The organism is Vibrio sp. MEBiC08052 (genome assembly GCF_001506075.1).
Lineage (GTDB): Bacteria > Pseudomonadota > Gammaproteobacteria > Enterobacterales > Vibrionaceae > Vibrio.
In genome coordinates this window covers 2,140,390-2,162,853 of sequence record NZ_KQ947475.1, presented here as the reverse complement: position 1 = coordinate 2,162,853, position 22,464 = coordinate 2,140,390, and the positions used below count along the sequence as shown (strand labels likewise).

The 22,464-nt window shown below is 45.7% G+C and carries 20 protein-coding genes and 1 pseudogene; 10 read left to right on the top strand and 11 right to left on the bottom strand.

Annotated features, from left to right (window positions below):
- From VRK_RS09410 to VRK_RS09390, 5 genes and pseudogenes are all read right to left on the bottom strand, one after another.
- A pseudogene (locus VRK_RS09410) lies at positions 1–748 on the bottom strand (succinate dehydrogenase/fumarate reductase iron-sulfur subunit).
- The gene (gene frdA, locus VRK_RS09405; RefSeq protein WP_059121120.1) at positions 744–2,546 is read right to left on the bottom strand and encodes a fumarate reductase (quinol) flavoprotein subunit; all 1,803 of its coding nucleotides are present in this window, start codon (positions 2,544–2,546) and stop codon (positions 744–746) included. Before frdA ends, VRK_RS09410 begins: the two are co-directional and overlap by 5 nt.
- A gap of 309 nt (positions 2,547–2,855) precedes the next feature.
- Positions 2,856–4,136 carry a 2-hydroxycarboxylate transporter family protein gene (locus tag VRK_RS09400; RefSeq protein WP_059121119.1) on the bottom strand — a complete coding sequence of 427 codons (1,281 nt, stop codon included), beginning with the start codon at positions 4,134–4,136 and terminating at the stop codon, positions 2,856–2,858.
- A 348-nt stretch (positions 4,137–4,484) separates the two neighbouring features.
- Positions 4,485–6,119, bottom strand: a complete 1,635-nt coding sequence (locus VRK_RS09395; RefSeq protein ID WP_059121118.1) for a methyl-accepting chemotaxis protein — start codon at positions 6,117–6,119, stop codon at positions 4,485–4,487.
- Between the two features lie 143 nt (positions 6,120–6,262).
- Positions 6,263–7,171 (bottom strand): EamA family transporter, encoded by a 909-nt coding sequence (locus VRK_RS09390; RefSeq protein ID WP_059121117.1) that lies wholly within the window; start codon positions 7,169–7,171, stop codon positions 6,263–6,265.
- 96 nt (positions 7,172–7,267) lie between these two features.
- Here VRK_RS09390 and VRK_RS09385 point away from each other — a divergent pair, with 96 nt between their 5' ends.
- Positions 7,268–8,668: an aminotransferase-like domain-containing protein gene (locus VRK_RS09385; protein ID WP_197413089.1), complete on the top strand. Its 1,401-nt coding sequence runs from the start codon at positions 7,268–7,270 to the stop codon at positions 8,666–8,668.
- Positions 8,669–8,740: 72 nt separating this feature from the next.
- Here the strand turns inward: VRK_RS09385 and ppsA are convergent, their stop codons facing one another.
- Entirely contained in the window at positions 8,741–11,116 is a 2,376-nt protein-coding gene (gene ppsA / locus VRK_RS09380) for a phosphoenolpyruvate synthase (RefSeq protein WP_059121115.1), read from the bottom strand.
- A gap of 178 nt (positions 11,117–11,294) precedes the next feature.
- Between ppsA and ppsR the strand changes: the two genes are divergently transcribed.
- Positions 11,295–12,128 (top strand): posphoenolpyruvate synthetase regulatory kinase/phosphorylase PpsR, encoded by an 834-nt coding sequence (ppsR, locus tag VRK_RS09375; RefSeq protein WP_059121114.1) that lies wholly within the window; start codon positions 11,295–11,297, stop codon positions 12,126–12,128.
- Between the two features lie 29 nt (positions 12,129–12,157).
- On the opposite strand, the gene VRK_RS09370 is transcribed toward ppsR, so the two are convergent.
- On the bottom strand, positions 12,158–12,640 hold the full coding sequence (locus VRK_RS09370) for a GNAT family N-acetyltransferase (RefSeq protein ID WP_059121113.1): 483 nt from the start codon (positions 12,638–12,640) through the stop codon (positions 12,158–12,160).
- 131 nt (positions 12,641–12,771) lie between these two features.
- Between VRK_RS09370 and VRK_RS09365 the strand changes: the two genes are divergently transcribed.
- Together VRK_RS09365 and VRK_RS09360 are read left to right on the top strand one after the other, a co-directional pair.
- Positions 12,772–13,677: a LysR family transcriptional regulator gene (locus tag VRK_RS09365; RefSeq protein WP_059121112.1), complete on the top strand. Its 906-nt coding sequence runs from the start codon at positions 12,772–12,774 to the stop codon at positions 13,675–13,677.
- A gap of 397 nt (positions 13,678–14,074) precedes the next feature.
- A complete protein-coding gene (locus tag VRK_RS09360; RefSeq protein ID WP_059121111.1) occupies positions 14,075–15,277 on the top strand; it encodes a tyrosine-type recombinase/integrase in 1,203 nt (400 codons plus the stop codon).
- On the opposite strand, the gene VRK_RS09355 is transcribed toward VRK_RS09360, so the two are convergent.
- Together VRK_RS09355 and VRK_RS09350 are read right to left on the bottom strand one after the other, a co-directional pair.
- A complete protein-coding gene (locus VRK_RS09355; RefSeq protein WP_059121110.1) occupies positions 15,255–15,479 on the bottom strand; it encodes a hypothetical protein in 225 nt (74 codons plus the stop codon). The genes VRK_RS09360 and VRK_RS09355 overlap by 23 nt on opposite strands.
- A gap of 242 nt (positions 15,480–15,721) precedes the next feature.
- Positions 15,722–16,405 (bottom strand): helix-turn-helix domain-containing protein, encoded by a 684-nt coding sequence (locus VRK_RS09350; protein ID WP_059121109.1) that lies wholly within the window; start codon positions 16,403–16,405, stop codon positions 15,722–15,724.
- Positions 16,406–16,547: 142 nt separating this feature from the next.
- On the opposite strand from VRK_RS09350, the gene VRK_RS09345 reads away from it, so the two are divergent.
- From VRK_RS09345 to VRK_RS09320, 6 genes are all read left to right on the top strand, one after another.
- Positions 16,548–16,787 carry a hypothetical protein gene (locus VRK_RS09345; protein WP_059121108.1) on the top strand — a complete coding sequence of 80 codons (240 nt, stop codon included), beginning with the start codon at positions 16,548–16,550 and terminating at the stop codon, positions 16,785–16,787.
- The gene (locus VRK_RS09340) at positions 16,787–17,575 is read left to right on the top strand and encodes a helix-turn-helix domain-containing protein (RefSeq protein WP_059121107.1); all 789 of its coding nucleotides are present in this window, start codon (positions 16,787–16,789) and stop codon (positions 17,573–17,575) included. The genes VRK_RS09345 and VRK_RS09340 overlap by 1 nt, the downstream gene beginning before the upstream one ends.
- The gene (locus VRK_RS09335) at positions 17,572–18,297 is read left to right on the top strand and encodes an ATP-binding protein (protein ID WP_197413088.1); all 726 of its coding nucleotides are present in this window, start codon (positions 17,572–17,574) and stop codon (positions 18,295–18,297) included. The genes VRK_RS09340 and VRK_RS09335 overlap by 4 nt, the downstream gene beginning before the upstream one ends.
- A 12-nt stretch (positions 18,298–18,309) precedes the next feature.
- Complete coding sequence (locus tag VRK_RS09330) at positions 18,310–18,687, top strand: hypothetical protein (RefSeq protein ID WP_059121106.1); 378 nt, start codon at positions 18,310–18,312, stop codon at positions 18,685–18,687.
- A gap of 62 nt (positions 18,688–18,749) precedes the next feature.
- On the top strand, positions 18,750–19,103 hold the full coding sequence (locus tag VRK_RS09325) for a hypothetical protein (RefSeq protein WP_157371887.1): 354 nt from the start codon (positions 18,750–18,752) through the stop codon (positions 19,101–19,103).
- A gap of 253 nt (positions 19,104–19,356) precedes the next feature.
- Positions 19,357–19,536, top strand: a complete 180-nt coding sequence (locus tag VRK_RS09320; protein WP_059121104.1) for a hypothetical protein — start codon at positions 19,357–19,359, stop codon at positions 19,534–19,536.
- A 343-nt stretch (positions 19,537–19,879) separates the two neighbouring features.
- Here VRK_RS09320 and VRK_RS09315 read toward each other — a convergent pair whose 3' ends face one another.
- Together VRK_RS09315 and VRK_RS20975 are read right to left on the bottom strand one after the other, a co-directional pair.
- On the bottom strand, positions 19,880–20,962 hold the full coding sequence (locus VRK_RS09315; RefSeq protein ID WP_059121103.1) for a YcjF family protein: 1,083 nt from the start codon (positions 20,960–20,962) through the stop codon (positions 19,880–19,882).
- 250 nt (positions 20,963–21,212) lie between these two features.
- Complete coding sequence (locus VRK_RS20975) at positions 21,213–21,368, bottom strand: hypothetical protein (protein ID WP_157371886.1); 156 nt, start codon at positions 21,366–21,368, stop codon at positions 21,213–21,215.
- Positions 21,369–22,464 lie beyond the last annotated feature (1,096 nt).

Below are 22,464 nucleotides of genomic sequence, written 5' to 3'. Positions count from 1 at the left end.
TTATGCCTCCTGAGGTTTCAACATCGCAATGACAAAGTCCATCGACGACACCACTTTACCCTGGTTCACCGCGGCTGCCGGATCAACACTCTTCGGACAAACTTCAGAGCAGTAACCGACAAAGGTACAATCCCCAGACACCGTTTTCGCCATTGATCAGATTCATCCGCTCGGCCTGACCATTATCACGGCTGTCGAGATTATAGCGATGTGCCAGTGTCAGTGCAGCCGGACCGATAAATTCAGGATTGAGGCCGAACTGCGGACAGGCGGCATAACACAAACCACAGTTGATACAGCCGGCAAACTGTTTGTACTTTGCCATTTGCTCCGGGGTTTGCAGGTTGGTGCCGTCTTCCGGTTTACGGTCGTTACCGATGATATAAGGTTTGATTGCCTCCAGACGCTCGATAAATGGCGTCATATCGACAATCAGATCTTTCTCAATCGGGAAGTTGGCCAGTGGTTCGATTTTGACACCATCCGGGTAGTCGCGCAGGAAGCTTTTACAAGCGAGTTTCGGCACGCCGTTGACCATCACGCCACAAGAGCCACAAATCGCCATCCGGCAAGACCAACGATAGGAGAGGTTCTTGTCCAGATGATCTTTCACATATGAAATCGTGTCGAGGATCGACATGGTTTCATTGAACGGGACTTCGAAGGACTGTAAGTAAGGCGCCTCATCTTTTTCCGGGTCATAGCGCAGAATGTCACTTTTTGCATACGTTGGGTGACCATGATTAATTCTCCTCTGCGCGCTGTTTGGCTTCTTCTGCTGCGGCTTGCTCAGCAGCGGCACCGTAAAGACGGGCTTTCGGTTGTGACTTGGTGATGGTGACATCACTGTAGTCAATCCGAGGGGCTGCATCTTGTTGATAGAATGCCAGTGAATGTTTGAGGAAGTTCACATCGTCACGCTCGGTACACCCTTCATCGAGACGTTGATGGGCACCACGGGACTCTTTACGGAGAATCGCTGAGTGAACCATTGCTTCAGCCACTTCCAGGCCATAACCAACTTCCAAAGCGTACAGCAGGTCAGTATTGAAGACTTTGCCTTTGTCTTTAATGCTGATTTTTTTATAGCGAGCTTTCAGTTCAGCCAGTTTATCAACGGCCTCTTGCATCAGATCTTCCTGACGGTAGATCCCACATCCGGCTTCCATCGCATGACCCATTTCAGTACGGATATCGGCCCAGTTTTCATCGCCTTCTTGCTCGGTCAGTGCGGCAATCCGGTCTTCGGTGGCTTTGATTTGTGCGGCTATCGCAGCGTCATTCCATCCGGTAAAGGTCGCTGCACGTTCAACAGCGTGCTCCCCGGCAACGCGGCCGAATACCACAAATTCCGCCAGAGAGTTCGAGCCGAGACGGTTGGCACCGTGCAGACCGACAGAAGAGCATTCACCGACCGCGAATAAGCCTTGGATCCGGGTTTCGCACTGACCGTTGGTTTCAATCCCGCCCATGGTGTAGTGCACCGTCGGACGGATTGGGATCGGCTCTTTGACCGGATCGACATTGACGTAAGCTTTGGCCAGCTCGCAGATAAAGGGCAGGCGTTCATTCAGATAATCTGCACCCAGATGACGCAGGTCGAGATGGACAACATCACCGAGTGGGTGTTTGATGGTATTGCCTTTTTGCTGCTCGTGCCAAAACGCCTGAGACACTTTGTCACGCGGACCGAGTTCCATATATTTATTTTTCGGTTGGCCGACGGGCGTTTCCGGACCCATGCCGTAATCTTGCAGATAACGGTAGCCGTTTTTGTTGACGATAATCCCGCCTTCACCCCGACACCCTTCGGTCATCAGGATCCCGGTACCGGGCAGGCCGGTCGGGTGATACTGGACAAACTCCATATCGCGCAGCGGCACACCGTGACGATAAGCCATTGCCATACCATCACCGGTCACAATGCCACCATTGGTATTACAATGGTAAACTCGGCCTGCACCACCGGTTGCGAGAATAACGGATTTCGCTTTAATCGCGACTAACTCACCTTCCGCCATATGAATGGCAATCAGCCCCTGTACTTGACCGTCATCGACCAACAGGTCAACGACGAAGTATTCGTCAAAGCGTTTGATTTGCGGGTATTTAATCGATGTTTGGAACAGGGTATGCAACATATGAAAACCGGTTTTGTCTGCGGCAAACCAAGTTCTCTCGACTTTCATCCCGCCGAAACGGCGGACATTGACCTCACCATTTTCTTTCCGGCTCCAGGGGCAGCCCCATTGCTCCATCTGGATCATTTCCCGGGTGGCATTGGCAACAAAATATTCAACGACATCTTGCTCACACAACCAGTCGCCACCGCCAACTGTATCATTGAAGTGGTTGTCCAGACTGTCTTCTTCTTTGATGACGGCAGCAGAACCACCTTCGGCAGCCACTGAGTGAGAACGCATGGGATAGACTTTAGAAATCAAGGCGATTTCTAATTCTGGATTTGCTTCGGTGGCAGCAATCGCAGAACGTAGTCCTGCACCGCCGGCACCAATAATTGCGATATCTGTGGTTAAAGTTTTCACAGCTATCCTCCAAGTGTAAAAATAATCAATTCAAAAGTACCGGGGTACTTTCCACATCAAACAAGTAGGTATACCGACCCGCGAGGGTCGGATACCGATGCATTCTTGTTATTCTGAAATGAATGCTTATTTTCCTTGGGCTGACAGTATTGCTTTTTGGTATTGTCTGAAGATTAAACGTGACTCAGAGCTGAGCAGGTCCGGACACTTATCAATTATTATGTTTAATTTCAGTTTATTATTTCAAAGGATGCGCCGGTGACGCATCTTCGCTGTTGTATTGGAACGATTGTCATCGTCCCTTCTTTCTTATTTCAGTAATTCTAAGATCACGGTAGCCAAAATCAGCATAAAGGCCCCGCCGATTCGAGATGAAATTTGAGCAAACGGCATCAATTCCATCCGTTTTGATGCCGCCAGTACAGCTACATCTCCGGTTCCGCCCATATTGGCCATACACAGACCGGCAGTGATTGCCGCTTCGATGGCATAGAATCCCATCAATCGACCAATCAACGCAGCGCCAACGACCGCACCAACGACAGTCGCCAAGACCATCAGGAAGTATTCAACACTCAGTGAAGCGATGATCTGATTGAGATCGGTATATGCGACACCGATACCGACTAACAGTGCTGGTGTGAGGTTATCGACCACAAACTTGTACCACGCGTGTGCCGATTTTTCGAGTTCACGGGGAATCACGCCCATGACTTTAATAAACGCAACGAACAAAATCATCAGTGCATAAGTGTGCATACTGATCACTTCAGTGAGCATCGTACCGACAAAAAACATGGTGATCGCAAGTAATGCACCAATGCCTAAAGTATCAACTGATGGTTTTTCGTTTGTTTCTTCTACCGATGGCTGTTGTGAGCCACGGATCAACTGACCGTTGCCTGTCAGTGACGGATAGATGGTGCCTAATTTATTCAGCAGGCCGGCGATAACAATCGCCATCGCATTACCGATAGCCAGTGCCGGAACCATTTTTGACATCAGTTCGGCAGCCGTCATCGTGGTGTTGCCGGACATGATCTCAACCAGAGGGACGGCTCCGGCACCCATGCCACCACCCATGATTGGTAGTGCAATCAACATGATAGAATCGAAGAACCCGTCTCCGACCATGAAACCGACAAGTCCAGCGAACAAAAATGCAAAAATGACACCGCCGAAAATCACCGGGATATATTTCAGCGCAGCTTTTTTGAGGATTTCTCTGTCCATACCTAAGATTGAACCGGTGACCAAACTGGCGATAAAGAAAGAGAGGAAGCCACCGCTTTTCATAAATGTGGTAATTGAACCGGCAATCTGTTGAGGCATGAAATCACTGTGAAACAGATAAGAAGAGCCGAAAATAATGGCAATGGCTCCGCCACCAAAAAACTGGTTCAGAATGGGTGTTTTGTCCCCGACGACATTCAAAATATATCCGACGACGGCCATGACACCGATTGCGCCAATGATTCCCGTTGGAATTTTATTTTGGATTGTGGCGAGCAAAATTACTGCCGCAGCAAGCGCAAAGATAATATGAATCATGCGCTTATCGGTAGGGTTGATAGAGTTATTGGTTAACATAGCTTACCTGCACCTTTTTTGTTTCTGTAGGGGGTGGGTGTTTTTGATTTTGTGGGGGAAGTCTATCAACACTGTGGCGAAGAAAGATTGATTCTATGGCTAATGTAACTATCTTGTGCTTTTGTAACTTTTGTTCATGGGCGACAAAGCTGGACTGGATGAATAAGGGGAGTCATCAAGAAGAAAGCATTGTGATGGAACAATCGACTCATCCGATGATAACAGCGGGCTGTTCTCTGCGGGAGATCAATATAAGTTCTCCCGCAGAAAGAGAGGACAGGTCATATCACATTTTAGCTGTGACGTTGGTCTGTGGAGACGTGTTGATGCGTCCTTCCGGTCACCGGTTTATACAGAAAAACGTTTAATTTGTGTTGCCAGCGATTCGATACTTATTACCGCATCTTGCACCGACTGATTCACCGTATTGGACATATTTCTGATCTGTTTCGACATTTCAGAGAGGTTCGCTAAATTGGTATTAATTTCATTGGCAACCAGACTTTGCTCATCCGTTGCACTGGCTGTTTGCAAAGTTAACCCTTGAATTTGATCCGAAGATGATTTCACCGTTTCGAGCAAACCTTTTGTCTGAGCATTCAAGGTTTCGGTACTGGTGGCAATATCGACACTTGTTTTGATGGATTGAACCGCTTCTGATACTTCGTTTTGGAGGCTATTGATCATTTGGCGAATATCTTCAGTAGATAGCTGGGTTTTACTCGCTAAATTTCTGACTTCATCGGCGACCACCGCAAATCCCCGGCCTTGATCACCAGCTCGCGCTGCTTCAATGGCAGCATTCAATGCCAATAGATTGGTCTGTTCGGAAATATTGAGAATCACATCTAAAACGGATGAGATTTTTTCGGAGCTGTGAGACAAGCGTTCAATGACAACTGAGGCATGTTCAATCTGTTGGGTTAAATCATGTAACCGCTCGGTTGAATGAAGAATAGATGCTTCCCCTTCATCAACCAGACGGGAAAGCAACTCAACCTGTGTGGCTGTTTCGGCTGCATTTTGGGCGACCTCTTTCGTTGCAGAACTCATCTCCTCGATTGCAGTGACGACCATATCCAGCGATTGATCCTCTTTGTCACTGAGCGATGAGGATTCTGCGGCAGCATGGCTGATGGTTTTCATCTCGTCTTGAATGCTGCCACAACCATTTCTGATTTGGCGGATAATATGACCGAGCTTATCGACAAAACCATCCAGCTCGCGACTCAGATCGCCAGTTTCATCTGATTTCCGGCTATTAATCCGTCGCGTCAAGTCACCATCGCCCTGACTGATTTGATGGATATCCGATGTGATTTTCTTGATGGCGTTGGAAATATTTTTCGGGGCAAACCAAGCAAGCATGAGGCTTGAAAATAAGACAATCACGGAAAGAATCGAAACAAATAGCTTGAATTGATCAGCGTGACGATTAATTTGTTGTTTCTCTTGGGTTGCATATTTGGTGATCAATTCTTCAGACCCGTCATATAAATGTCTTAATTTCTTGAATGAATCAAAACCACGAGTCAAAAATAAGTTAACCGCTAAATCACGCTGTTGATTTTCTAATGCTTTTAATACTGCAGTGTGTTCTGCGTGCCATCGTTGGTAATAGTTTTGAAAAGATGAGAGATAATTAACAATTTCCGGTTCATCTTTAGTCATTTGTATAAAAGCTTGCATTCGATCCAATGCCTGTTGTGCATTGGACATGACTTCTTCTTTGAGTGTCGGTTGATTAATCAGTGCATCATCATCCGGTGAAAAAATTAATGTTGAGAGAGCGAGCCGGGATTGATAAAGATCTCGGTCAGCATTCTGAATTAAATTGGCACCTTGCGAATACCGCCCCGTATTATACTGGATATAGCTTACTAATTGATAGGCTGCGACCACCACCATGAGAAACACAATACTGAGTAATGAAAAATTAAAAGTATATCTGGCCCTTATTGTTCTAACACTAAATAGGTCCATCCTGCTTCTCCTTAGCCAAATGATCACCCGGGGAATCTGCAACAACAGTAATTCCTTACTGAGTGCAGATTTATTGATGTAATAAATTATTCGTTATTAATAAAATCCATATCAAACTAGTTTTAACGAATAGTATAGGGTGGTTATTTTTTCAAGAGATAACCAATAGAAGGTTGGATTTGTTGTCGCTCGCTTTGGGGGGCCACAGGTTTAACGATGAATCCAATGCCGACTAAAAACATGATACAAGCGACAACCTGAGCAAGGCTTAGCAGCTCATCATACATCAAATACCCGGAGATCAAGGCAAATACGGGCACTAATAAGGTCAGCGGTGCCGTGGTACTGAGCGGATAACGAATCAGCAGCCGATTCCATACCCAATAGCCAAACAATGTGGTTGGATAAGCCTGAAAGACAACAGCGATTGTCGTCTTCGTATCCCAAGCTGCAACAGCATGGAATATGATCTCAGAGCCGTAAATGCTCACTGCAAAAAGTACCAGAGGAATCGGCGCAAAGAGCATTCCCCAGACGTTAAATGCAAAGGCTTGGGTGGTTTTTGAGGCTTTGACAATCATGCCCATGATGGTCCAGCAAGTTGCAGCGATCATAATAAACATCAGCCCCTGTGAGGTAATATTACCATTCGTTGCCGCCACCAAGACTAAAAGCGCCGCGAGCGCTGCTACAGCACCGATGATTTTGCGTTTTGAGATCTGTTCTTTTTGGATCCATACCCCGGCGGCCATACTAATCAACGCGTTCGATGAGAGCAGTACGGAAGACATACCGGAAGAGAGCCCCGCAGTAATCGACCAGGACGCCATCCCCCATATGCCGACCCCGAATACCAAGCCATAAGCAAACAAATAACGCCAAGCCACATTCGGCCTGCGGATAAAGAATATCGCGGGTATCACGGCTAAGGTAAATCGGGCCGCTGTCGCCAGTAATGGATGTACTTCTGTAATACCCAACTTAATCATTGAGAAGTTAAATCCCCAAATCGCCATGACAACAATCGCCAAAAATAAATCGTTTCTTATCATTACTGTTCTCCTGTTTACTTGAAAAACAGTATGACTCGGGTACAGTTAAGGGTACAGATACAATTTTTTAGATTAAAACCAGTACAGTGGTGGCCTATGAGTATGTATAAGATGATGGCGAGTCAATTTATTCGCGAGATTGAAACGGGACAGCTGGCTGAGGGAGGTCGTCTGCCTTCACTACGACAGCTCGCAAAACAGCAGGCCGTCAGTATGTCTACGGCGGTGAGTTGCTATCAAGAACTGGAATCCCAAGGCTGGATCCATGCGCGTCCTCAGGCCGGGTATTATGTGTCGCCCCGGCGTCATAAACATCACACGCCGGAGTGGGCGCAGTTTGTGAGTCGGGTTTCTCAGGTCAGACAAACATTCGCTGCTTCTGCCAAACATAACGGGCCACTCGGGATTTCAACCAGTTATCTTGATGACATGGCGTTGAATGCGCTTGAGCAGAGCTTTCGCCGCGTCAGCAAACGGCTCGGCCAGCGACTCAATCAATATCCTCATCCACAAGGCGAACCTTCACTGCGTCATGCGCTTAGTGCTCATTTTGCCAAGCTCGGACTCCATATCAACCCGGATGAACTGGTGATCACATCCGGATGTATGCCGGCAATTAAGTCAGCGGTCGAAGCTTGTACGCAAGTCGGGGACGCGATTGCAATCAGCTCTCCTTGCTTTAGTGGTATTTTAGATTTACTCGGACAAATGGGGCGTCAGATTGTCGAAATCCCATCGCTCGACGAAGGTATCGATCTTGACCAACTGGAACAACACTTACAACAGGGGAGTGTCAAGGCGGGGATTTTTTGCACGTCACATATGAATCCGCAGGGGATCACCATGTCTGCCCGGCAAAAGCAGAAGCTGGCAGCCTTGGCAAACCACTATCAAGTCCCAGTGATTGAAGATGACGTTTATCTTGAGCTCTCTTATGCTGAACATACGCCTTTGCCTGCGAAGTATTACGATCAGGGCGGTTACATTCTGTGGTGCGGTTCGATATCGAAAAGCCTGTCACCGAGCTATCGTCTGGGGTGGTGTTTGCCCGGTCGATTCACCGCAGAGTATGTGCATCAGCATACGGCTTCTTTCTTTGGCGTTTCTCTGCCCATTCAGCTCGCGGTGGCTGATTTTGTTGAATCAGGTCACTATGCCAAACAACTGAAACGTCGTCGTAGCCGGTTGCTCAACTTAAGGCAAGCGTATCTCAGTTTTTTATCGGCATGTTTGCCGGATAAGGTGAAGATAAGTAATCCGCAAGGCGGCATGGTGCTCTGGCTACAGGTGCCTGATCTGAATCTCACCCGATTCACTGCTCTTATCGAAGCATATAAGATTGATATTCGTTTGGGGCAGTTATTCAGTACGCTGTCGCTCTATAATGATTGTTTCAGAATTAATATTGGTTTTGAGCTCACTCCGGAAGTGGAGAATGAGTTAAATCTACTGGTCGAGGCGATCCAGCAATCAAGCAGAGCAGGTGATGATGTGTGAGTGAAAATTAAATCGGGCACTCAAAAGTGCCCGATGCGATTAAGACGTTTTATAACACGGTGACATCTGCCATTAACGGGATTGAGCCACTTGCCCTAACTTCAGCCAAGTATCAATCACGGTATCCGGATTGAGTGATACAGAACTGATCCCCTGTTCCATCAGCCATGCGGCCAGATCGTCATGATCAGACGGGCCTTGACCGCAGATCCCGACATATTTACCGGCTTGGGTCGCGGCTTCAATGGCCATTTTCAGCATTGCTTTGACTGCCGGGTTACGTTCGTCAAACAGGTGCGCGACATCCCCGGAATCCCGATCCAGCCCCAGTGTCAGTTGGGTCATATCATTCGAGCCGATCGAGAAGCCGTCAAAGTGTTTCAAAAACTCATCCGCCAGTATGGCATTGGAGGGCAGTTCACACATCATGATCACTTTGAGCCCTTGCTCGCCCCGTCTCAGACCAAATTTTGCCAGCAAGTCAATCACCGATGACGCTTCATCCGGGGTGCGAACAAATGGGATCATAATCTCGACGTTTTTCAGCCCCATTTCCTGACGCACCCGTTTAATCGCCCGCGTTTCCAGCTCAAAACAGTCTTCAAAGGTCGGTGAAATGTAGCGGGATGCACCGCGGAAACCGAGCATCGGATTCTCTTCATGCGGTTCGTAGTTTCGACCACCGACCAGATTGCTGTACTCGTTTGATTTAAAGTCAGACATCCGGACAATGACGCGCTTCGGCCAGAAGGCGGCAGCAATCGTTGCAATCCCTTCCGTCAGCTTACTGACGTAGAAATCGATCGGATCCTGATAACCTTTGATACGCTGACGAATCTCGGCTTTGAGGGCATCATCTTGGGCATCGAATTCAAGCAGTGCTTTCGGGTGAATCCCGATCATCTTGTTGATGATAAATTCAAGGCGCGCCAAGCCAACCCCTTCATTGGGAATCTGAGCAAAATCGAAAGCGCGATCAGGGTTACCGACATTCATCATCACTTTGGTGGGGAGGTTTGGCAGTTCATCGACCGAAGAGCGACGCACTTCGAAATCGAGCTGACCCCGGTAAACATAGCCGGTTTCGCCTTCGGCACATGACACGGTGACCAGTGCACCGTCTTGCAATTCGCTGGTGGCCGTCCCGCAACCGACAATCGCGGGAATACCGAGTTCACGGGCGATAATTGCAGCATGGCAGGTGCGTCCGCCCCGGTTGGTCACAATCGCAGCAGCTTTTTTCATCACCGGTTCCCAGTCGGGATCGGTCATGTCGGTGACCAGAATATCGCCTTGTTGCACCAGCGACATTTGATCGAGTGAGTCAACCAGACGTACAGTGCCCGACCCGATACGCTGACCGATAGCCCGGCCTTCAAGCAGTACATCGGCTTTGGCATTAAGTTGGAAACGTTCAATCACGTTGGTTTCATTTTGCGAGCAAACCGTTTCCGGGCGAGCCTGAACAATGTAAAGCTTGCCGTCAATACCATCTTTGGCCCATTCAATATCCATCGGACGCTGATAATGTTGTTCAATGATCATCGCCTGTTGCGCCAGTGCTCTGATTTCATCATCATTTAAAGAGAACTGCTGACGCTCTTGCTCATTGGTGTCAATAATCTCGACTTGTTTGCCGATTTCTTGTCGTTCTGAGTAGATCATTTTGACCATTTTAGAGCCGAAAGTTTTCTTCACAATGGCGGTCTGACCGGCTTCCAGTAAGGGTTTATGGACATAGAATTCATCTGGATTGACCGCACCCTGAACGACCATTTCACCCAGCCCCCAAGCGGACGTGATAAACACCACCTGATCAAAGCCTGACTCCGTATCCAAGGTAAACATCACACCTGAAGAGGCTTTATCTGAACGCACCATCCGTTGAATACCGGCTGATAATGCAATGCCGCGGTGGTCGAAACCCTGATGCACCCGGTATGAAATCGCGCGATCATTAAACAGGGACGCGTAGACATGTTTGGTGGCTTCAAGGACGGCATCAATGCCTTTGACATTGAGGAAGGTTTCTTGTTGCCCGGCAAAAGAGGCATCCGGTAAATCTTCAGCGGTGGCCGATGATCGGACTGCAACGGAAATTTCAGCATTGTTTTCGGTCAACACTGCGTAGTTATCACGAATTTCCTGTTCTAAATCGGCAGGAAAGGGGGCTTGTAAAATCCATTGACGAATGGTGGCTCCGGTCTGACGTAATGCGTCAATATCGTCAACATTAAGTGCATCAAGCAGTTGATGAATGCGATTATCTAACCCCTCATAATCTAGGAATTGATTAAATGCATACGAGGTCGTCGCAAAGCCGTTTGGCACAGAGACACCAGCGTTGGCCAGATTTGAAACCATTTCACCGAGTGAAGCATTTTTACCACCGACCTTATCGACATCTGTCATCGATAAGTTGTTGAACCAGAGGGTATTGTTGGGCATTTTTTTCTCCAGAAGTATGACTTTGTTATTGGATTTGGTAATCGTTTACATTTGCCTGCTAAAAAAATAACCGGAGATATTTTAAAAGCTGTGGCACCTGTCGTTGAATACCGAAGGTCGTTCTATTTATAGTGTGATAATGATGCTAATCAAAATAATTTGAAAGTTTAAATAAAATATGCAAATTGATAGTCAAAGTCGTGACGTATTCTACGTTTCTGATGGTACAGCGATTACATGTGAGACTCTAGGACATGCTGTATTAGGTCAGTTTCCCTTCATCGTCAATGAGAAAACTTTTCCGTTTGTCGAAAGTGATGAAAAATTGACAGATGTGATCAAACAGATTGAGTGCTCTTATCAACAACATGGTGTGCCACCGTTGGTTTTTTTCTCGATTGTGGTCCCTGAAATCCGGACCAAACTGCTTCAGGCCTCAGCTCATTGCTATGATGTGCTGGAAAATATTGTTCAGCGTGTGCAAGCCGATACCCAAACCGAACCGCAGCCGAAATTGCAACGGTCACGGAGTATCAGCAAAAATACCGACACTTATTTTGATCGGATTGCCGCCATCGAGTATACCTTGGCGCATGATGATGGGATGTCCCTGAAAGATATTGAACAGGCTGATATTGTGCTGCTCGGGGTTTCCCGCAGTGGTAAGACGCCGACCAGTTTGTATATGGCAATGCAGTTCGGACTGCGGGTGGTCAACTATCCGTTTATTCATGATGATATGCGTTCGCTCAAGCTCTTGCCGGCATTTGAGATTCACCGACATAAATTATTTGGCCTGACTATCAACGCGGAACGTCTGACGGCCATTCGGCAGAATCGTCTGGCGGGGAGTGAATATGCCAGCGTCCGTCAATGTGAGCATGAGCTGGCAAATGTGGAAGCGCTCTTTCGCCGTGAAGCGATTCCTTATATCAATACCAGCTCACTGTCGGTTGAGGAAATTTCAGCCCGCATTCTCGAAAAAGCGGGCTTGAAACGCCACCTCTGTTAGCCAGTCACGCAGATAAAAGACCGGTGAGTTTACCCCTGTTCGGCAAAGTCGAGTAGCGTCTGACCGGTCATCCGGTAGATAATCCATTCATCCTGAGGTTCAGCACCGATACTTTGATAAAAGTCGATGGATGGCTGATTCCAGTCGAGAACGGTCCACTCAAAGCGGCCACAATCTTTGCTGACCGCCAGACGAGCGAGATATTTCATTAACGCTTTGCCTGCCCCGAGGCCACGGTGCTGTTCACTGACATATAAATCTTCCAGATACAGGCCATATTGACCCAGCCAAGTCGAATAGTTGAAGAAGTAAACGGCAAAGCCGATGGGCTGATTGTCTGCTTCACAAATCAGGGCATGGGCACGAACGTCGTCACCGAATAACTTGCGTTCAATCGATTCGACGCTATTGGCGACTGCATCAGGCTCTTTCTCATAAATCGCCAGTTGATTGATAAAATCTAAAATGGTCGCTGCGTCTGAAATTGTGGCAGGGCTGATATGAATGGTCATGATTTCCTTGCTTTGGTTGACTCAGGTTAGTGACAGTGTATGCTCAAATGAATTATGAATGAAGTGCACTTTATGCAGGCTTCATATGAACAGTATTCATGACAGATGGTTACCCATCAAGAAACAGTCCCATGCGTAAATTTCCTAATCTAGATTTGAACTTACTTAAGGTGTTCGCCAGTTTATATCATACGGGCTCGGTAACGCTCAGCGCCGATGAACTGAATATCAGTCAGTCAGCGTGTAGTCATGCCCTGCAACGTTTGCGAGAGCGGCTTGGGGATGACCTGTTCATCCGGATTGAAAATCGTATGTTACCGACAGCTTATTCTGAGCGGTTAGCTGAACAAGTTTTGCCGGGATTGGCATTACTGGGGCAGGGGCTGGCCTCATCGCATCCTTTTACACCGGAGGATACGCATATATTCCGGATCGCCGTGACGGATTATACATCATGGTGTCTGCGGGAATTTATCACTTACCTGAGCGAGTCGTTTCCTCATATCCGCATTGAATTTATCCAGTTGGCCGAACGATTACCGGAGGCAGCACTAAAATCGTCAGCTATCGATCTGGTATGTGGGTTTGCCCATCAACAGGAAGAATCAGAAAGTCTGAATCGCTTGGTCTGGCTGAGCGACTACTATGTCAGTGTGCGGTGTCAGAGTCATCCGGTGGCTGAGCATCTTTCACTGGCTCAGTTTCTTCAGTATCCACATATTTTGGTGACACCGTGGAATGAATCCAGAGGGATTGTTGATATTACATTGTCACGGCAAAGAAAAAGGCGCCAAATTGCGATTCGGACTGCCAGTGTTCTGGCTGCACCTTATTTTTTGCAGCAGACATCTTATTTGCTGGCCGCACCGTCCCGGTATGCTGAGACCATTGCTGAAAGCTTATCGCTGCGTTTATCACCTATGCCGTTAGATGTACCGGATTATCAGCTGACGCTTTACTGGCATAAAACCCGTCATAATGACCCGAAAATCGCATGGTTTGTCCGGTTGTTCAGCGATTTTCATCAATGTTCATGAATGACGGTGACTGGAGTGGTTGATTTGGATGGAGTGAAATCTTTTTAAAAAGCCAACTTGATCGATGCTCTCAGGGTGAAAAATCATGGAGGATTTTTCAGGATTGCTTGAGCAGGATGCGAATCAACCCGACCCTGATTACGTGCGCTGAACTCAACCCCGAGGCCTTTTGGGGTACTTTTTCGGCCTTGAATAGGGCTTGATGTTTTTATACTTATCACTCTCTTTCTTTATAATTCACAAGTTTGCATTTTTTATTATTAAGTATTTGAATAATATGTATTATTTTATTCGTAATGTTTCACTCTGATTCGATGATTTTCTGAATAAATCTCTTGCATACCTTCGTTGCATGTACCAAACTTGTACTAAATTTTTGGTACATACAGGGTGGATAATGGCAATTACAGATGCATGGCTGCGGGCGAACAGTGGTAAACCATATAACGGGAAACCGGAGATAACGTATCGGGATGGTCTTGGTATCCGGATTAGTCCTAAAGGAAAAATCTCATGGATTTACAGGGTTAATTTTTTCGGTAAACCACTCAAAATGACTCTCGGTGGTTATCCTGAGTTGAAAATTCGGGATGCATTGCGAATTCGGGACGATAAGGCTGATCTGGTTGCTCAAGGCATTGACCCGCGTTCCGGCCTGAATCTGAAAACGAAAACTAAGCCAACAACAATCGATGAGGCGATTGCCTACTGGATTGAAAATCATGCGATGGATAATGTGATACTGTGGCAAGCGCATCAAAAGATGTTTAAAACGGATATTAGTCCCTATATTGGTGCTTATCCGGTCCGGCAGCTTGAGTTGATTGATTTTATGCCGGTTTTCAAAAAAGCCCGGGAGCGTGTGAGTGCTCAACACGCAGCAGGTCTGATGTCAAAACTGAAAAGTGTTCTTTCCTATGCAGTCAGGCATGGTTTAATTAAATTTAATCCTATTGCAGAACTACGAAGAACTGACGTCGGAGAAGGGACTAAGGTACGAAAAACCCGGCAGGGAAAAGAGGGGGTAATTGCGCTATGGAAGGCGATTGATACCGTTCCAACGCACCAGAGTAATCGGAATTTATTAAAACTGATGATGATTTTTGCCTGCCGGGGAAACGAACTGAGATTATCGACAAAATCTGAGTTTGACTTAGAAAAGCGAATCTGGACTGTTCCCGTTGAACATAACAAAAACAGAAAAAAAGATCCGTCTCCCATTGTGAGAGCCATACCGGATTTAGCCGCTGAAATTATTGCCGAGCAAATGAAGCTCTGGCCTGACTTTAAAGTGATGTTTCCGTCCGTAGGGTTTGGCAGGGATCAGGTGATGCATCAGTCAAGTGTTGTGAAAATCGGAACCAAGCTGGCGAACACAATACAAGCTCTAGGATACCCAAGAACCACAAACCATGACATGAGACGAAACGCTCGTAATATATGGGAAGAGCGCAAGGTTCCTTATAAAGTCAGTGAAGTGATGCTTGGGCATAAAGTTCATACCGGTATTGATGCTCACTATCTGGATTACAAATATCCTAATGAGCAGCGAGAGGCGTATGAAATGTGGTGTCAGATTATAACCGAAGAAGTTGAGTAGCCGTCATCATCCCGCGTTCAATGGCCCATGCTTTAAATTTTGCATAGGGTCGTTTTCCCCGCATTCCGGAAATTGACTCCGGTAAACCACCATTTTTAGTCAGTCGCCATAAGGTTGGCTGGCTGATATCTAGTAAGTCTCTGATTTGTTCATCGCTGATATACAGTGGTTCACTTTGCTGTTCATGTTCATTCGTTTTCATTACTTGTTTCCTGTCATCACGCTAATGCTCAGTAGAATAAAAAATGTAGAAATGAAATCAACATAATTCAGTGAAATTATAATTAATCCGAGTATTTGTGTGATATGTATCACTTATTTGAAGTCGCTTTTATCCAAGGTGAAAGGCTGTGAATAGATATGAATTGAAGGTTTTATTTCATTAAATCTCAGGTGGGTCGCTTTGAGCTTTTCCAGCCTGAGATTTAATGGTGTGTCGGGTGATTACAGTGAGCTGACCGTCGTGATAACGGTGCCGATGATGGTATGACTGCCAGTGATTTCTACATAACGCAGCGCTGGTGGATAGTCGGGATTAGACACCTTCAAAAAATTTCTGCCTTCGATGGACTGAAACTGTTTGAACGTATATTCCCCATCATGTCGGGAAATCACAAATTGATTGTGGGCAGGTTCAATCTGATCAAGATCGATAAACAGCCAGTCACCCTCTTTAAACCGGGGAGCCATGGCTTCCCCCCGGACTTTCAACACAAAGGTTCGGGGACCGGTGGGCAGAGGACAGAGTAAAAACTGTGTCGTTTCTGAAATTGTCGCATCCGGTGCCTGAATGAATGAGTGAAGCTGTTCCCATGACTGTACCGGGCAATACTGCAAGTGTGTTTTGCCTTCTACATTGAGTGGTTGACTGATTGCGGTAGCGCAGGGAGGCTCTTTCTCGCCGGTCCCACAAACCAGCCATTCCGCATTACAGTTCAGGACTTTCGATAATGCCAGTAACATCAAGTCCTTGACAGATTTCTGCATCCCGGTTTCAAGGTTGGAAATCGTCATTCTTGACAGTGAATCAACCTGTGGATAGAGCCGTTTAATTTCTTCGATCAGTCTATCCTGAGTCAGCCCTCTTTCCAGCCTTCTCGCTTTTAATCTTTCTGATAATGTTTCCATTGAAATGAAATCTATTGAATAAGATTATTGAAAGTATTCTTTCATAATGTCATGAAAATTAAGGTTTGTCACGAAAATTACTTGTCGAAACGAAAGTATTCCTTAGAATGAAATGAAACATAACATTTCATGAGACAGTTCAGTGAGCAAGTTGTATCAGATCCTTATCAATCATTTCGGAACCGAAGCAAAGATATCTCAGGCGTTTGGTGTGACCAGAGCCCAGCATTTTAAAAACAGAGTGCCTGAGCATGTTGCGTTGTTATGTCATCTCGACCCTCATATTCCCTATACATACAACCCGGATGATTTTGGCCGGAATAGTGCTGCACTGACTCTGGATTTGGCGAAACCTCAGCAAGCGACAGAAAGGACAGGTTAATGGCTATCCAGAGGGCAAGACGAAGACACAGTTTCACCCTGATTGGAAATCATGTTTATCAGAGCGGGCACCTTTCTTTTCAGGCGATGGGATTACTCGGTTACATCCTGTCAAAGCCGGATAACTGGCGGATCAGTCCCTCTCAACTGGTAACGGTTACATCGGGGACAGCGAAGAAAACCGGACGGGATGGGGTCTATGTGATCCTCAGAGAATTGAAAGATGCAGGATATATCAAAACCAGAAAACATGCGTCCGGAGAGCTGGACTACGTTATTTACGATGAGCCTGATACGGCAAATCCAGATATGGAAAATACAGATAAGAATATCCCTGAGCCGGAAAAGCCAGATGTGGCTTTCCAGACACTAATAAATACTGATCTAGTAATAAATACGGATCAAAAACAAGATGGAAAAAGTAAACCAAAAAAGAAAATGGCTCAGAAACTGGATTTCTCATGTTGGCCGACTCTGCCTGACCCACAGGTGCTGGATGACTGGAAAACCCTCAGGAAAGCTAAACGGGCAGCCATTACTCAGACCGTCCTGAATCATATGGGGCAGGTGATGCATCGAGCCGGAAATGAACTGAGTCTATCTGTCGATGCGGTGCTGAGTATTTGTGTTTCCAGAGGCTGGCAGGGGTGTGAATTTGAGTGGCTGGCAAATCATATCGGTCATCGCCATACCTCGCCATCTGTTTCTCAGGGGGTGAATTATATCGGAACAGATTTTACCCCGCCTGCTGGGTGGGAATGGGAGCCTGACGGGGGGCGAGAGTCATGATCACTCTGAATGAAATTAAACGTCGGGCTGCTCAGGGGAGCCATAAATATTCATGGGAAGACTTGAAGCGTTTACGTGCTGAAGATGAAGCCCGACAGGACGAAAGATTCAGGAAGCAGTTTCATGATTTTAAGGCTGAACGGACTTTCAGCCGGTGTGGTGTTTTACCCATCCATCAAAATTGCCGGGTTGAAAACTTTGAACTTTTAACCCAAGGGCATCGCAAAGCAGCGGATTTTGCCCGGTGGTATATCGATAATTTTTATCTCAACAATGGGACAGGATTTATTTTCGGAGGACAGCCGGGAACCGGAAAAAATCATCTGGCAGCAGCAATCTGTAATGAGCTTATGGTCGCCGGATATTCATGTCTGGTCATCACCGTCAATGAGCTGATGCAGAAATTACGGGCTTGCTACAAGGCAAGCAGTGAAGTCTCCGAAGAGCAGTTTCTCCGGACCATGATTGATTTCAACTTGCTGGTTCTCGATGAGGTTGGGCTACAGAGAAATTCTGATGCGGAACGGCTGGTGCTCAATCAGATTGTAGACCAGCGGACATGCAGATTTAAACCGACCGGGATGCTGACTAATCTTCCTGCCGGTGCTGAAGCACTGGACACTCAGACAATCAACAGTGTGCTGGGAGTCCGGATCATGGATCGGATGAGGGCTAACGGTGGGAAATGGATCTCGTTTCAATGGGAAAGTTACAGAAAATAACAGGAGGAAGCTATGCAATTTACAACCAACGAAATCACAGCCATGCGCCGTGAACTGATGAACCATGCGTTTTCGGCACTGGTTCGGCGTATGCCTCTGAGTACCCATGATGCGCATGATTTTGTTGCCAGACATCTGGGCATTTCACTGAGTACGGTGCTGAACATGTATCATAAAGAAATTACCGCAGAGTATGCCGGTCGGCTCAATGAAGTTGCCCAGAACTTTGAGATCCGGATGTTCCGCTATCAGTTTATTCCAACAGACAACATCTGCCGGAGCTGGCTTGCTCATGCGTACCAGAACGATAAAGGGAGACAGCCTCATAAGCATATTTTTGAGCACTGGGAGCGGGATATGACAAAAGTGAAAGTCAGGGAAGCCGCTTAATCATTGTACCGGATATCGCGCTGGTGGACACCGAAACTGAATTTAACCCGGAGAGTAAAACGATGAGTGATAAGGCTATCGAACTATTCATCAGAATGCATTTGGAGAGAGCCCCGGAGCTACAGCGAGGCCGACCGATACTGACTGGTGATGTGATTATTGCGGTGCTAGGTGTTATACAGCATCAGCATCCGCTCGGGTGTGACTTAATGATGGCACGTTGGCTGAATGATAGCTATGCAATTCAGCGGGTCGGGCAATATCTGGATGACTATGTGGATGAATGTAAGACCGCTCGGCCTGATATTCTGCGTCAGTTATCATCCATAGCGTTCATGATTTTTCTGGGGCGGCCTACAAATCAGAAAACTAGCCTCGCTGTGGCAAAAACACTCTGCTCAGGCAAAACGGAGTAGACGGTTGGTAAAACAATATGAAACCCATACTGCGCTTCTGAATAGCCGACTCCTAACCGTAACGACAGATTTCAGAGTATGGGAAATAAATAATGAAATCAGCAGATATGAACAATTGATCAACCGTGAAGAGTTGCGATTAAGTCTCTGGGCAGGTAAACAGGCTCAACAATCATATCAGTGTCCGAAGTGTCATGGATGTGGGAGGACAGTGAGAGCTGTGTGCTCAGCATGTTCAGGAGTCGGAAGTTTTATGCCGAATGCTGGCAATGCTTTCAAGTATTTACGTACGAAAGGCATTCATGTTTCAGAGAAGTTATGGCATTCAGACCTGAAACCAGCATTTGATGCCATTCTGAGTATGTTCTATCAAGAGCATGATGAAACGGTTCGGTCGCTGAGGAAACGGCTGGAGGAAGAGAAAGTAGCGTAGTCCTTGTAACCATCTCCGAAAAAGGAAACCGCACACAGGTAAAAGTGCGCAGCTTTGGGTAAGGTGGAAAGATGAGGTTTAACGGAATGAGCCGGGGGACTTTCCGGTTGTGGAAATAGCTCCCTTGTATCAGTTTTGGGGAACAGGAAGACCGTCAGGACGCTCATACCGATGGGATGAGGGGTATCTCGATGGTATCTGGGATGGTTACAGAAGTCCATGTAGCCTTGTTAAGGTGTGAGCAACGCAATATTGATGCTGCTGCATACCACCTTAAACGCTAAACGTAACGCATAGCAAAAATGCCACGCGTTGCGAATCACTCTTAAACAGTTTTTTATAGCTACGAGTTTAACTTATTTTTAAAAGCTCTTGTGACTTCGTCAGCGGACAGTTCTTTTGATGGGTCTTCTTTGAGAAGGCTATATAATGTTGCGATATATGCTTCACCGAACAAAGTGGTAATCGAAGCCGAGACTGTAGCCGATACAGCAGCACCACCTGCTGACCCCATGCCAGGAAACATTTTGAGTAAGCTGCCAACTAGTGCACGCCCCCCCATTGAGCCAGCTACACTAGAAAAAGTGCCTGAGACTAACGTCCCCATAAACGCTTTATCTAGATTCAGACCAAAACTTGCACTAATACCTGCGAGCATACCAATCTGTATAGGAACGATTGCAAAAAAGTCTGAAAATGGTATAGGAATAGCCGCAGCTGTAGCTGCTGCTGAAGCACTTCCGGCAACTACTTTGTGAGATCTTGACACTTTCGCATCAAGCATAACTTTTTGGGCTGCGGCAAATGCATTTTTTTGGCTATCAGGGATAACCTCCATAGTCAAAGTAACTAAGTTATCTAAACCAAACGCAGGAATATTTAAACCACCATCTAGTTCAAAAGATACTGAGTTCACACGCACATGGTTTCTTGCACATGGTATTAACTCGATTGCCTCATTTCTAAAGCCATTATCTGACATTGCTTTAGTAATAACCACAATTACTGGAATTTTATGGCGCGCTAATAAGTTGGCTAGTTCTATTTCTGCATCTTCAATTCTTCTCCCCCCTTCTGAAATACATAGCCAGCATGCATGAATGTGATCTAGTGCGTTGTCTGATGTATTGAGGCTCACAATTAGTTGTTCTAGTTCCTCTAACGTTTCTTTGTAGTCTTTAACTTCAAGGCCTCGTGAGTCGTATATACTTACAGGGATTCCCTCTTTAGTAAATTTACGTGTTGATTTAGTCACGGGACGTCCTTGACCAGTTTCAGCAAAATTATCTTGGAATACCGCATTTAAAAGCGTACTTTTACCAACACCTGTTTTCCCCGCCAGTAAAATATTTGCGACACCGCGGCTTTTTAATGCACTTTCTACTGCTTTATTGACTTCATCAAATAAATTAAAACTATCTGTCATTACGACCTCAAACTGAATGTTACTTGAAAAATTTATACTAATAAAAAAATTGGGGTGGCTATAGCGCCCCACTCAATTGCGCAGTACGCTGGAAGCGAAGTTAACAAATTACTTTAAACCCTAACCGCCACTGTTGACAGCGTCAATTGCAGTAGATTGTTATGCCTTTGTAGCTAATTGTTCATAGCCAAGTAGTACCGATGGACTAAATGATTCAAACTTGTTATGTGCGTATCAATGGATAGATTTGTTACTGTAACTTGCCATGCCTCTCATCATATTCTTCAGAAGAAGCTCTAGGAATACCCAAGAAGCCGTTAATTCGACTTCCGTACATTTCAGCAATGACTTTAAACTGCTTGATTGCCATTTTGTTATGTAGTTCAACACTCGATGGTATGAACATCTATACTCTGCTCAAAGCACTGAATTCAAGCACAAACACGATGATTACCATCTCTTACAACAGTGTATGAGCCGACAGATACAAGTTCGGGTGGAGGAAAACTCTCCCCTTTTGTCATAGCTAGAGCATACCTTTGAACTTTCTCTGAATTTATCAACAATTCACTAGGATAAATAGACTCTAATATGTCCATGATTTTTCGTTTTCTCCGCAGAGCACATAGTAGCTTTTCAACAGATATGTTCTGTATATGTAAAAGATAAAATATGGAAACATCTGGATTAAAATACTGATTAATAATCCAAAATTTTTAGGTTACAGGCACAAATGTGGAACATGTCGTCCTAATAAGCTTCATCATGACACTTGGAGAATAATAGTCAACTTATTTCATATCAAGCATATTTGGTGAAAGGAAAAATACTAACCATGAGGGTACACCCGTAACTAGAAATGGGGCAGAAACGTGTTATCTCTGTTGCTTTAAAACGTTTCTGTCAAATTAGGAAAAGTATGTTTAAGGGTTATACGTTTGTTAACTACATAATCTCTATAATTATTTGTTGATAAACCATCCCCAAAAATACCAAATACATGAGTAAATTAATGCGAGGAACCAGCTTTCATAAACACCAAAGGGGGTACTCACATGAAACATAAACAATGATGGACAGGTAACTCCCAAAGCAAAAACCTCTATTGCTAAAACAACGGTAATCAAATATAAATTTCTAAAAGGAGACTCTTTAAAATCACTGATTATTTGTTGTAGATCCAATAATTTTTGTCTCCGAGGTGTTTTAACTACCCACCATATCAACATTATGTGAGCCAGAAGCCAAATCAAGAAGCCCATTTGTTTTCACCTTCAGTTACAGCCATGCAGTTAACACCTCTTATCAGGTGGCTGAATTCACTATGCCACTACAATACTACCCTAAACAGTGAAAATTCCACGTACTGTGAATCACTCTTAAAATATATGCCCCTAGTTTAAGGGATGGTTACACAGATTTGATTCCCCCAAAAAAGTAGTTCAATATTTCCCCATCGTGTAAAGCCTCGTCCGTCGGACTAATGCCGATCGTTTAAGAAA

Excerpts from the sequence above, each read along its gene's own strand:
- VRK_RS09350 (WP_059121109.1), bottom strand. The coding sequence starts at position 16,405 with ATGGAAACATTATCAGAAAGATTAAAAGCGAGAAGGCTGGAAAGAGGG.
- VRK_RS09385 (WP_197413089.1), top strand. The coding sequence starts at position 7,268 with ATGAGTATGTATAAGATGATGGCGAGTCAATTTATTCGCGAGATTGAA.
- VRK_RS09320 (WP_059121104.1), top strand. The coding sequence starts at position 19,357 with ATGCCGAATGCTGGCAATGCTTTCAAGTATTTACGTACGAAAGGCATT.
- VRK_RS09365 (WP_059121112.1), top strand. The coding sequence starts at position 12,772 with ATGCGTAAATTTCCTAATCTAGATTTGAACTTACTTAAGGTGTTCGCC.
- VRK_RS20975 (WP_157371886.1), bottom strand. The coding sequence starts at position 21,368 with ATGTTCATACCATCGAGTGTTGAACTACATAACAAAATGGCAATCAAG.
- VRK_RS09315 (WP_059121103.1), bottom strand. The coding sequence starts at position 20,962 with ATGACAGATAGTTTTAATTTATTTGATGAAGTCAATAAAGCAGTAGAA.
- VRK_RS09330 (WP_059121106.1), top strand. The coding sequence starts at position 18,310 with ATGCAATTTACAACCAACGAAATCACAGCCATGCGCCGTGAACTGATG.
- VRK_RS09360 (WP_059121111.1), top strand. The coding sequence starts at position 14,075 with ATGGCAATTACAGATGCATGGCTGCGGGCGAACAGTGGTAAACCATAT.
- VRK_RS09335 (WP_197413088.1), top strand. The coding sequence starts at position 17,572 with ATGATCACTCTGAATGAAATTAAACGTCGGGCTGCTCAGGGGAGCCAT.
- ppsA (WP_059121115.1), bottom strand. The coding sequence starts at position 11,116 with ATGCCCAACAATACCCTCTGGTTCAACAACTTATCGATGACAGATGTC.
- VRK_RS09370 (WP_059121113.1), bottom strand. The coding sequence starts at position 12,640 with ATGACCATTCATATCAGCCCTGCCACAATTTCAGACGCAGCGACCATT.
- VRK_RS09395 (WP_059121118.1), bottom strand. The coding sequence starts at position 6,119 with ATGGACCTATTTAGTGTTAGAACAATAAGGGCCAGATATACTTTTAAT.
- VRK_RS09390 (WP_059121117.1), bottom strand. The coding sequence starts at position 7,171 with ATGATAAGAAACGATTTATTTTTGGCGATTGTTGTCATGGCGATTTGG.
- VRK_RS09400 (WP_059121119.1), bottom strand. The coding sequence starts at position 4,136 with ATGTTAACCAATAACTCTATCAACCCTACCGATAAGCGCATGATTCAT.
- VRK_RS09340 (WP_059121107.1), top strand. The coding sequence starts at position 16,787 with ATGGCTATCCAGAGGGCAAGACGAAGACACAGTTTCACCCTGATTGGA.
- VRK_RS09355 (WP_059121110.1), bottom strand. The coding sequence starts at position 15,479 with ATGAAAACGAATGAACATGAACAGCAAAGTGAACCACTGTATATCAGC.
- VRK_RS09325 (WP_157371887.1), top strand. The coding sequence starts at position 18,750 with ATGAGTGATAAGGCTATCGAACTATTCATCAGAATGCATTTGGAGAGA.
- ppsR (WP_059121114.1), top strand. The coding sequence starts at position 11,295 with ATGCAAATTGATAGTCAAAGTCGTGACGTATTCTACGTTTCTGATGGT.